The organism is Clostridium sp., from assembly GCF_021443865.1.
In the GTDB taxonomy this organism is placed as follows: domain Bacteria; phylum Bacillota; class Clostridia; order Clostridiales; family Clostridiaceae; genus Clostridium.
On sequence record NZ_JABUTB010000003.1, the window covers coordinates 19,282 to 28,058 of the forward strand.

Sequence of the window (8,777 nt, forward strand, 5' to 3'; positions counted from 1 at the left end):
CTATAGATATATATAACATACTCTAGGATAATACAACTGCTAATATTCCCTTTAACATATCTGCTCTTAATTTATTTTTATTTTCAACAGAAGCTAAAGTTCTATCATTTAAAGTTATCTTAATAATTTCAAATTCTTTTTGAGAAATCACTTCAGTATCATTTAAATGTTGTAAAATAGATAAAGCACTTCCATAAGTTATACTTTCTCCTATGGAATTATTAATTAAACTTAAATTTTCAGCTTTATCATCGTATATTATTTTTTTTATAACTATATATCCGCCACCGCCTCTTTTGCTTTCAATTATATATCCCTTTTCATAAGTAAATCTTGTTGTTAATACATAATTGATTTGTGATGGTGCACAGGAAAATTTATCTGCTAACTCATTCCTTTGAATTAAAACTTGTCTTTCTCTTTCTTCATTTAACATATCTTTAATAAAATTTTCTATTGTATCTGAAATTCTTGCCATAATTTCACCTTCTTAAACTTATTATTCAAATTAGACCTTCTTTGACTTTCATTATATATTATAAGTCTTAATATGTCCAATAATAAATTTTCGTATAAAAAGAATTATAAAACTCTTTTTGTTTAAACTATACAAGAGGTGATTAATATGGAAATTAAGTGGATTGGCAATTCTTGTTTTCTAATAAAAAATTTATTAGGGAAAAAAATCTTAGTAGATCCAATGCAAATATATCCCTATATACAAAAATATGATTTAAAACCAGATATAATTACTTTTAGTCACTCTCATAATAATGAAATTATTAGCGATTGTGTTATTAATAATTATAAGGTTATAAATGATACTAAATATTTCGAAGATGATTACTTTAGTATTCAAGGATTTAACAGTTATAGAGATAATTTTTCTGGCTTTAGAAGAGGTGAAAATATTATATATCTATTTGAAATTGATGGTTTTAAGATTTGCCACTTAGGTTCATTAGGACACTTTTTAGATGATGAATTATTAAACAAATTAAATAACTTACATTTTTTATTTATTCCAATTGGAGGTCATTTTTGTTTAGATGGATTATTAGCAGCAAAAATTGTTTCTACATTAAAACCTAAATATATAATTCCAATGTCCTTTAAAACTTCTTTAGAATATTTTTATTTAGATGGTCCTTTAAAGTTTTTATCTTCTCTAAAGAACATTATTCATTATGATACTAATACTATTTATACTGATGAATTACCTTTAAGTAATGATTCAACAGTTCTATTATTAAAAGAAAATAATAAAGAACCGCTAAATTAGCGGTTCTTTATGTAAAATTATGCTTGTACAGGAGCTCCTACTGGACAAACATTTGCACAATTTCCACAATCTATGCAAACATCCTCATCAATAACGAATTGAGTATCTCCTTGACTTATAGCATCAACTGGGCATTCTGCAGCGCAAGCACCACAGTTTATGCATGAATCTTCAATCTTAAATGCCATAATTAGCACCTCCTAATATTATGAATTTATTTCAAGTCTATTTTAACATATCAACAATAATTTTAAAAGGTTTCTAAATAATTATCTCAAATATATTTTATATTACACTATATCCAAGCTCTTCAATAGATGATATTATCCTATCTAAAGATATAGTTTTATCATCATAAACTATACTTACTTCCTTTTTATTCACATTAACCTCACAAGCAATAGTTCCTTCACTATGGGCTATAACCTCTTTAATGCTAATAACATCTTCATTTGTATTAAGATTTGATATCCTTAATACTGTTTTCATTTAATCTCCCCCTTTAATTTTCCTTTATTAGATCCTTTATTAGATTCTTATCTTCAGGTGACTCTATTTCAAGTTTAATATCAGATTCGTCCACAGAATCTTCATATCCACCTTCTATTAATTCTATATCATCTATTTTAAACTCTTCAACTAATTCTTCATCTCCGCGTTTATATTTAACTTTAACACTTTCTTTAACTGTGTTATTGCTTACAACTTCTCCCTTAAAATCTCCCATACTTACAATAGATCCTGCCTTAGGCAATCTCTTTCTTATGTCCTCATAAGTACTTTGTTCGTAATTTAAGCAGCACATAAGTCTTCCGCATATACCTGAAATTTTAGTTGGGTTTAAGGATAGATTTTGTTCCTTTGCCATCTTTATAGAAACTGATGCAAAGTCACCTAGGAATGTTGAACAACATAAAGGTCTTCCACATGGTCCTAAACCTCCAAGCATCTTAGCTTCATCCCTAACTCCTATTTGTCTAAGCTCAATTCTAGTCTTAAAAATAGTTGCTAAGTCTTTTACTAATTCTCTAAAGTCAACTCTTCCATCTGCAGTAAAGTAAAATATAACTTTATTATTATCAAAAGTATATTCTACATCTATTAGCTTCATATTTAATTTATGTTCTTCAACTTTCTTTAAACATATCTCTAAAGCATCTTTTTCCTTCACTTTATTTTCCTTATGTTTATTTATATCAGCTTCTTCAGCTACCCTAATAACACTCTTTAAAGGAGCAACTATATCAGATTCAGGAATTTCTTTAATGCCTATAACACATTCCCCAAATTCTATACCTCTTGCTGTCTCAACAACAACAAAGTCACCTTTTTTTACTTCTAGTCCACTAGGATCAAAATAGTATATTTTACCGGCCTTTTTAAATCTAACGCCTATTACTTTTATCATTATTAAACCTCCATAAATCCTATAAGCATAACTCTAATAGTTAATTGAAAATTAGAATTGCTTTGTAGTGATTTTCTAGCTTCTCCTATTTTATCAATTATATTATTAAGTTTCTTATAAGACATTTCAATAGCTATTTTTTTTATACTTTCAATTTTATCCCCATTTATTAATCCGGTAACTTCATTAATTTCTTTATAAATGATTATATCTCTTATAAAGGAGGCTAGAATATTTAATATATCATCCTTTTTATCCTTGTAAGTTAATATCTTACTTTCAAAATCCAAAAGCTCTCTAGTATTACCTTTAGTTAAAAGAAATAATAAATCAACTAAAGTATTCCTAAGCTCTTTTAAGGAAGAATCTCTTAGAAAGGCTTCTGCCTTTCCTGGAACTCCTTCACTATAGGCGATAGCAGCATTAATTTCATCTTCACTAATACTATCATCACTTATATTATCTATATAAAGCCTTACTTCATTTTTAGTTAATGGAGATAACTTATAAATTTGACATCTTGATTTTATAGTGTCTAATATAAGCTCTAGACTTTCACATAATAATATTATAAAAACCCCTTTAGGTGGTTCCTCTATAGTTTTTAATAGAGCATTTTGTGCCTGAACTGTTAACTTATTTCCATCACAAATTATTATGACTTTTTTATCTCCTTCAAAGGGTTTTTTATTTATTTCTTCAACAATTTCTCTTATATCATCTACTCCAAAAGAAGATTTTTTACATCTATAATTTATAATATCTATATAATCTTTGTCTTCAGATTTACCTAATATATTTCTAGCAAATTTATTAGCTAGTTTACTTTTGCCAATACCATCTTCACCAACAATTATATGTGCATGGGAAATTTCATCTGATTCAATTCTTCTTTTAAAGTTATCTATTATATTCTTATGCCCAATAATTTCTCCCATTACACCCTCCTAATTATACTTTTATAAATTGATCAACATCTATTACGAATATTGTAGCTCCCCCAACTTCAACTTCGATGGGATAAGACATATACATATCAAGATTTCCAGTTATAGGAGTTGGCGTAGTAATAATTTGTTTTCTAGTTTTACAAATATCTTCTATAACATCTAAAACCTTTTGTACCTTCTCTACTTCCACACCTATCATCAAAGTCGTATTTCCTGATTTTAGAAACCCCCCTGTTGTTGCCAACTTAGTTACTCTAAACCCAGCTTCAGTAATTGCATCAATTAAATCTAATGCATCATCATCTTGAACTATTGCTATTACTAATTTCATATTGACCCCTCCTAACATAAATCTCTTATTAACATTTTATCACAAAAGCTGTATAAATTAAGCAAAAATTTATTATATATCCTATTTTATTTGATAAAATTCAGTATTATTTGTTTTGTTTCATTAAAAACTTCATCTATAGATTTTTCTGCATTAATAATCGCAAAGTCACCTTTATTATTCTCAACTAATCTATAATATCCTTCTCTTACCCTAGTATGAAAATCTAATTTCTCAAGATCTAATCTATTAACTTCTCTATCTTTATTTTTTTCTATTCTAGATATTCCCACTTCTGGAGATACGTCAAAAAATAAATTTAAATCAGGCATATATTCCCCTATTGCAAATTTATTTATTTGAAATATTTCTTCAACAGATATTCCTCTAGCATATCCTTGATAAGCTAATGAAGAATATATAAATCTGTCGCATAATACTACTTTACCATCTTCTAATGCTGGAATAACCTTTTCCACTAAGTGTTGTCTTCTAGCTGCAGCATATAATAAAGCTTCTGTTTTTCTATCCATTTCAGTATTTTTCGTATCTAATATTATGCTTCTAATATCCTCAGAAATTTTAATTCCACCTGGCTCTCTAGTCTTAATACAATCTATTCCTTCTTTAACTAAGAAATCATATATCTTTTCTAAAGCTGTACTCTTACCAGAACCATCTCCACCTTCGAATACTATAAATTTTCCTCTGTTCATTCAACTACCTCATGTTATCAAAATTATATTTGCTTAAAAGCCATGATTTAATTCTTTCCTTATAATAAATATATTCTATTTCATTACTATTTATTTCAGAAATTGCATTATTACATTCATGGCAAAATAAGCCTCTTCTAATAATTATATCATTTATAGATATTTCTTTACTACATACCTTACATTTATTTTTATAATTATCTATGGTTTTGTATTCCAAATTTAAATTAAAATTCATATTAGTACCCCCTCTAAACTTTTTATTAATAATTCTCACCTTAAAAACAATTTTTATACTTTATATAAAAAAACATATTTAATAAATAATAATTTAGGTTTAAGGGAAAATTATTATTAAGATATTTTGGGAGGGAAAAAAATGAAACAAGAAATGATTAGTTTTATAGAAAAAAATAAGGAAGACTTAAAAAATTTAAATAAATTTTTATATGATAATCCTGAAAAAAGTTATAACGAATTTAATTCATATGACTATATTTGTAAACTTTTAAATAAATATGATTTTGAAGTTGAAGAAAACTTCTTAGAATTAAAGACATCATTTAGAGCTTCTAAAGGTAATGGCAGCCCTACTATTTGCTTCTTATGTGAATATGATGCCATCCCTAATGAAGGGCATATAACAGGCCATAACTTGCTAACTACAACTTCAGTAGCTGCAGCATTAGCATTAGGTTCTATTATAGAAAAAACTGGTGGTTCTGTTGTTATTATAGGATGTCCTGGAGAATATCTAGGTGGAACAAAATCTGTAATGGTTAAACAAGGCATCTTTGAAGATATAGATGTAGTGCTAGTTGCGCATCCTGATGTTGTAACTTCAGAAAGTGGTAGTTCTTCTGCAATTATTCCATTAAGTATTAAATACATTGGTAACAGTGGACTTAGCTTTTTAAATAAAAATACCTATACATCCTTAGATGGAATACTTTTATGCTTTAATATTTTAAATTCTATGTTAAAGGGATTTCCAGATGATGTAGAAGTAAATTCAATACTTTCTAATGGAGGCTTTACACCTCTTTTATTACCTATTGAATCAGAAGCTAAATTTTATATTAGAGCGCCAGAAATGGATATTGCAAGAATAGTAGAAAGCAAGTTAAGAGAAATTGCAATTTATGTTTCTAAACTTATAAGAGTACAAAATTCAATTTCATTATATGAGCCAGAAAATGAAGAGCTTATAACAAATAGAACTTTAAATAGATTATTTAGTCATAATTTAAAGGAAACTGGAATTATTAATATCGATGGTCCTAGAGATATTTATTCTGGGCTAAGTTTAGGAATAGTAAGCAAAACTGTTCCTTGTATACAACCATTTTTCTCAATTATAGATGGCTTAAGCATTAGATATGGAACAAAAGATTTTGCTAATGCTACAATTTCTGATCATGCTTTTGCAGAAGCTATGAAGGCAGCTTTAGCATTGGCTTTTACAGGTCATGATATTATATCAAAAGATAATCTTTTATCTGAAGTAAAAAGTGAATTTTATAAAAAATAGGCTCTATTTAGAGCCTATTTTTCTGTAGCTTTACCCATATAAAATATCACTGTTATGTAGAGTAACATCATCCTTATAGTTAGTATTCTTTTTTCTCAAAAATCTCTCTGTGAATCCTTTTTATAATTAATCCTCCATTACCATATTGCTCACTACTATAAATAATATTGAAATTATACTAGTTATCACTTCATTTGAGCAAAGTTGTATTCAATTATTACTATCTATATCTATGTTTTTATTATTTTTAAAAGTTAGGTAATTTTATTTTATCAATATTTAAATATACTATAAATTTCTTCATTTATCTTTGCATTTAAATTTTTAAAATAAACTTCTTTACTTTTTTACAAAATCAATTATAAATAGTATAATTATCTTTGATATCTATTTAAGGAGGCCTAATAATGATACAAATATATAAAAGCATTGGTGAAAATAATCCTTCATTAAAAGTTTTAGACAATATAGAACCAGGCTCTTGGATTAATATAATTGCACCATCAGATGAAGAACTTATTTTAATATCAAAAAAGACGGGTGTACCCCTATCCTTTTTAAAAGCTCCTTTGGATGATGAGGAAACCTCTCGTATAGATATAGAAGATAATTGTTTATTAGTAATAGTAGATATACCTTTTACTGAAATGGAGGATAATTCATTAACTTATGATACCTATCCTTTAGCTATTATTCATACTGATAAACAAATAATTACTGTCTGTTTGAAAAATAGTAGAATATTAACTGATTTCATAAATGGTAAGATTAAATCATTTTTTACCTTCAAGAAATCCAGATTTATATTGCAAATACTAAGTAAAATATCTAATTCATATTTAGTATATTTAAGACAAATTGATAAAAAGAGTTTAATGATAGAAAAAAGATTGCATAAATCAATGAAGAATAGAGAATTGATTCAGCTTCATTCCTTAGAAAAATCACTAGTTTACTTCTCTACATCACTTAAAGCTAATGAAATTACATTAGAAAAGATGCTGAAATTAGATATAATGCAAAAATATGAAGAAGATCAAGATGTTTTAGAAGACGTTATAATTGAAAATAAACAAGCTATTGAAATGACAGAAATATATAGTAATATTCTTGCAAGTACTATGGATTTCTTTGCTTCAGTTATTTCAAATAACTTAAATATAGTGATGAAGATTCTTGCTTCAGTTACAATTTTAATGGCTATACCTACAGTTATTGGTGGTATATTTGGTATGAATTTTATTAGAATGCCGCTTATAAATAATGAATTTGGTTTTGAAATAACTATGATAATAACTATTATTTTAACATTTGGAACTGCTTATTTATTACACAAAAAGGGTATGTTTTCATAGAGAGTAGAGCTGTAGTTACAGCATCTACTCTTATTTTTTATATATTGAAAATAAATCTTTTATAAAGTAATTATTTATAAAAACCCTTATTAAAGAACAGATATACTACTTTTACAATATATTAGTATATAAATTATTTTAAAAGTAGGTGTATTTCTTTGTTTAATTCTAAACTTAATACTATAACATCTTCTCTTACAATAGGAATAGTGGCTCCTTCATCTCCCGAATCTAAAAAATATATAGATGACAAAATATCTTCTTTTGAAAAATTAGGATTTAAGATAAAAAAAGGTAAGCATCTCTATGATAAATTAGGATATTTAGCAGGTAATGATGAAGATAGAGCAAGGGATTTAAATTCAATGTTTGAAGATAAGGAAGTTAATGCAATTGTTTGCCTAAGAGGTGGATATGGCTCTGTTAGAATGGCTCCTTTTCTGGACTTAAAGAAGATAAAAAGAAACCCTAAACCATTTTTTGGATATAGTGATATAACATTATTACTTAATTATATCTATAAGAAATGTCATTTTCCTACCTTTCATGGTCCAATGATAACTTCTAATTTTAATGATATTGATACTAAAAATTATTTTTTGAATATATTAAATCATAATAACAAATTAATTTATAATTTAAAAGATGTGTGCCATAAAGACTATTGTATTTGGAATAATAGAGATTTTAAAGGGCATATAGTTGGTGGAAACTTATCCATTATATGCTCTACTATTGGTACGCCTTATGAAATAAAATTTAATAATAACATATTACTTGTTGAAGATGTGAATGAAAATCCTTATGCTGTGGATAGAATGCTTTCTCAATTAATTTCCTGTGGAAAACTTAAAAAATTATCCGCAATAATAGTTGGGAATTTCACTAATTGTAATAGTAAGGATGAAGTATTAACTGTAGAATATATTATAAAAGAAAAACTTATGCCATTGAATATTCCTATTATATATGGTCTAAAGCTAGGACATGACTATCCTAATATAACTGTTCCTATAGGAAGTAACTTTAAATTTTCTTCCAAAGATAATTTACTTATTCAAAATCAAATTATTTTTAAGCAATAAAAAAAACTACAAGAAATCTTGTAGTTTTTTTTGGAGGCGCCACCCGGATTTGAACCGGGGATAAAGGTTTTGCAGACCTCTGCCTTACCACTTGGCTATAGCGCCATACCTGGTGGCTC

The 8,777-nt window shown here is 26.8% G+C and carries 12 protein-coding genes and 1 tRNA gene; 4 read left to right on the top strand and 9 right to left on the bottom strand.

Going from position 1 to position 8,777, the window contains the following annotated elements; translation table 11 throughout:
* Nucleotides 1–22: 22 nt before the first annotated feature.
* On the bottom strand, nt 23–478 hold the full coding sequence (locus HUJ77_RS00840; RefSeq protein WP_291706677.1) for a CtsR family transcriptional regulator: 456 nt from the start codon (nt 476–478) through the stop codon (nt 23–25).
* Nucleotides 479–625: 147 nt separating this feature from the next.
* On the opposite strand from HUJ77_RS00840, the gene HUJ77_RS00845 reads away from it, so the two are divergent.
* Nucleotides 626–1,282 (top strand): MBL fold metallo-hydrolase, encoded by a 657-nt coding sequence (locus tag HUJ77_RS00845; protein ID WP_291706678.1) that lies wholly within the window; start codon nt 626–628, stop codon nt 1,280–1,282.
* A gap of 17 nt (nt 1,283–1,299) precedes the next feature.
* Here the strand turns inward: HUJ77_RS00845 and HUJ77_RS00850 are convergent, their stop codons facing one another.
* From HUJ77_RS00850 to HUJ77_RS00880, 7 genes are all read right to left on the bottom strand, one after another.
* Nucleotides 1,300–1,470, bottom strand: coding sequence for a 4Fe-4S binding protein (locus tag HUJ77_RS00850; RefSeq protein ID WP_291631791.1), 171 nt, complete (start codon nt 1,468–1,470; stop codon nt 1,300–1,302).
* A gap of 97 nt (nt 1,471–1,567) precedes the next feature.
* Nucleotides 1,568–1,771, bottom strand: a complete 204-nt coding sequence (locus tag HUJ77_RS00855) for a heavy-metal-associated domain-containing protein (protein ID WP_291706679.1) — start codon at nt 1,769–1,771, stop codon at nt 1,568–1,570.
* Nucleotides 1,772–1,784: 13 nt separating this feature from the next.
* Complete coding sequence (locus HUJ77_RS00860; RefSeq protein WP_291706680.1) at nt 1,785–2,690, bottom strand: stage 0 sporulation family protein; 906 nt, start codon at nt 2,688–2,690, stop codon at nt 1,785–1,787.
* Nucleotides 2,691–2,692: 2 nt separating this feature from the next.
* Nucleotides 2,693–3,628: a DNA polymerase III subunit delta' gene (locus HUJ77_RS00865; RefSeq protein ID WP_291706681.1), complete on the bottom strand. Its 936-nt coding sequence runs from the start codon at nt 3,626–3,628 to the stop codon at nt 2,693–2,695.
* Nucleotides 3,629–3,641: 13 nt separating this feature from the next.
* Nucleotides 3,642–3,971: a cyclic-di-AMP receptor gene (locus HUJ77_RS00870; RefSeq protein ID WP_291706682.1), complete on the bottom strand. Its 330-nt coding sequence runs from the start codon at nt 3,969–3,971 to the stop codon at nt 3,642–3,644.
* An 86-nt stretch (nt 3,972–4,057) separates the two neighbouring features.
* The gene (gene tmk / locus HUJ77_RS00875; RefSeq protein ID WP_291706683.1) at nt 4,058–4,687 is read right to left on the bottom strand and encodes a dTMP kinase; all 630 of its coding nucleotides are present in this window, start codon (nt 4,685–4,687) and stop codon (nt 4,058–4,060) included.
* A 4-nt stretch (nt 4,688–4,691) separates the two neighbouring features.
* Nucleotides 4,692–4,925 (bottom strand): sigma factor G inhibitor Gin, encoded by a 234-nt coding sequence (locus HUJ77_RS00880; RefSeq protein ID WP_291706684.1) that lies wholly within the window; start codon nt 4,923–4,925, stop codon nt 4,692–4,694.
* A 141-nt stretch (nt 4,926–5,066) separates the two neighbouring features.
* Here HUJ77_RS00880 and HUJ77_RS00885 point away from each other — a divergent pair, with 141 nt between their 5' ends.
* From HUJ77_RS00885 to HUJ77_RS00895, 3 genes are all read left to right on the top strand, one after another.
* Entirely contained in the window at nt 5,067–6,218 is a 1,152-nt protein-coding gene (locus HUJ77_RS00885) for a M20 family peptidase (RefSeq protein WP_291706685.1), read from the top strand.
* A 407-nt stretch (nt 6,219–6,625) separates the two neighbouring features.
* Nucleotides 6,626–7,573, top strand: a complete 948-nt coding sequence (locus HUJ77_RS00890) for a magnesium transporter CorA family protein (RefSeq protein ID WP_291706686.1) — start codon at nt 6,626–6,628, stop codon at nt 7,571–7,573.
* Between the two features lie 158 nt (nt 7,574–7,731).
* On the top strand, nt 7,732–8,658 hold the full coding sequence (locus tag HUJ77_RS00895) for an LD-carboxypeptidase (RefSeq protein ID WP_291706687.1): 927 nt from the start codon (nt 7,732–7,734) through the stop codon (nt 8,656–8,658).
* A gap of 31 nt (nt 8,659–8,689) precedes the next feature.
* Here the strand turns inward: HUJ77_RS00895 and HUJ77_RS00900 are convergent.
* Nucleotides 8,690–8,763: transfer RNA gene (locus HUJ77_RS00900), tRNA-Cys, on the bottom strand.
* Nucleotides 8,764–8,777: the final 14 nt, after the last annotated feature.

Excerpts from the sequence above, each read along its gene's own strand:
- HUJ77_RS00840 (WP_291706677.1), bottom strand. The coding sequence starts at position 478 with ATGGCAAGAATTTCAGATACAATAGAAAATTTTATTAAAGATATGTTA.
- HUJ77_RS00845 (WP_291706678.1), top strand. The coding sequence starts at position 626 with ATGGAAATTAAGTGGATTGGCAATTCTTGTTTTCTAATAAAAAATTTA.
- HUJ77_RS00850 (WP_291631791.1), bottom strand. The coding sequence starts at position 1,470 with ATGGCATTTAAGATTGAAGATTCATGCATAAACTGTGGTGCTTGCGCT.
- HUJ77_RS00855 (WP_291706679.1), bottom strand. The coding sequence starts at position 1,771 with ATGAAAACAGTATTAAGGATATCAAATCTTAATACAAATGAAGATGTT.
- HUJ77_RS00860 (WP_291706680.1), bottom strand. The coding sequence starts at position 2,690 with ATGATAAAAGTAATAGGCGTTAGATTTAAAAAGGCCGGTAAAATATAC.
- HUJ77_RS00865 (WP_291706681.1), bottom strand. The coding sequence starts at position 3,628 with ATGGGAGAAATTATTGGGCATAAGAATATAATAGATAACTTTAAAAGA.
- HUJ77_RS00870 (WP_291706682.1), bottom strand. The coding sequence starts at position 3,971 with ATGAAATTAGTAATAGCAATAGTTCAAGATGATGATGCATTAGATTTA.
- tmk (WP_291706683.1), bottom strand. The coding sequence starts at position 4,687 with ATGAACAGAGGAAAATTTATAGTATTCGAAGGTGGAGATGGTTCTGGT.
- HUJ77_RS00880 (WP_291706684.1), bottom strand. The coding sequence starts at position 4,925 with ATGAATTTTAATTTAAATTTGGAATACAAAACCATAGATAATTATAAA.
- HUJ77_RS00885 (WP_291706685.1), top strand. The coding sequence starts at position 5,067 with ATGAAACAAGAAATGATTAGTTTTATAGAAAAAAATAAGGAAGACTTA.
- HUJ77_RS00890 (WP_291706686.1), top strand. The coding sequence starts at position 6,626 with ATGATACAAATATATAAAAGCATTGGTGAAAATAATCCTTCATTAAAA.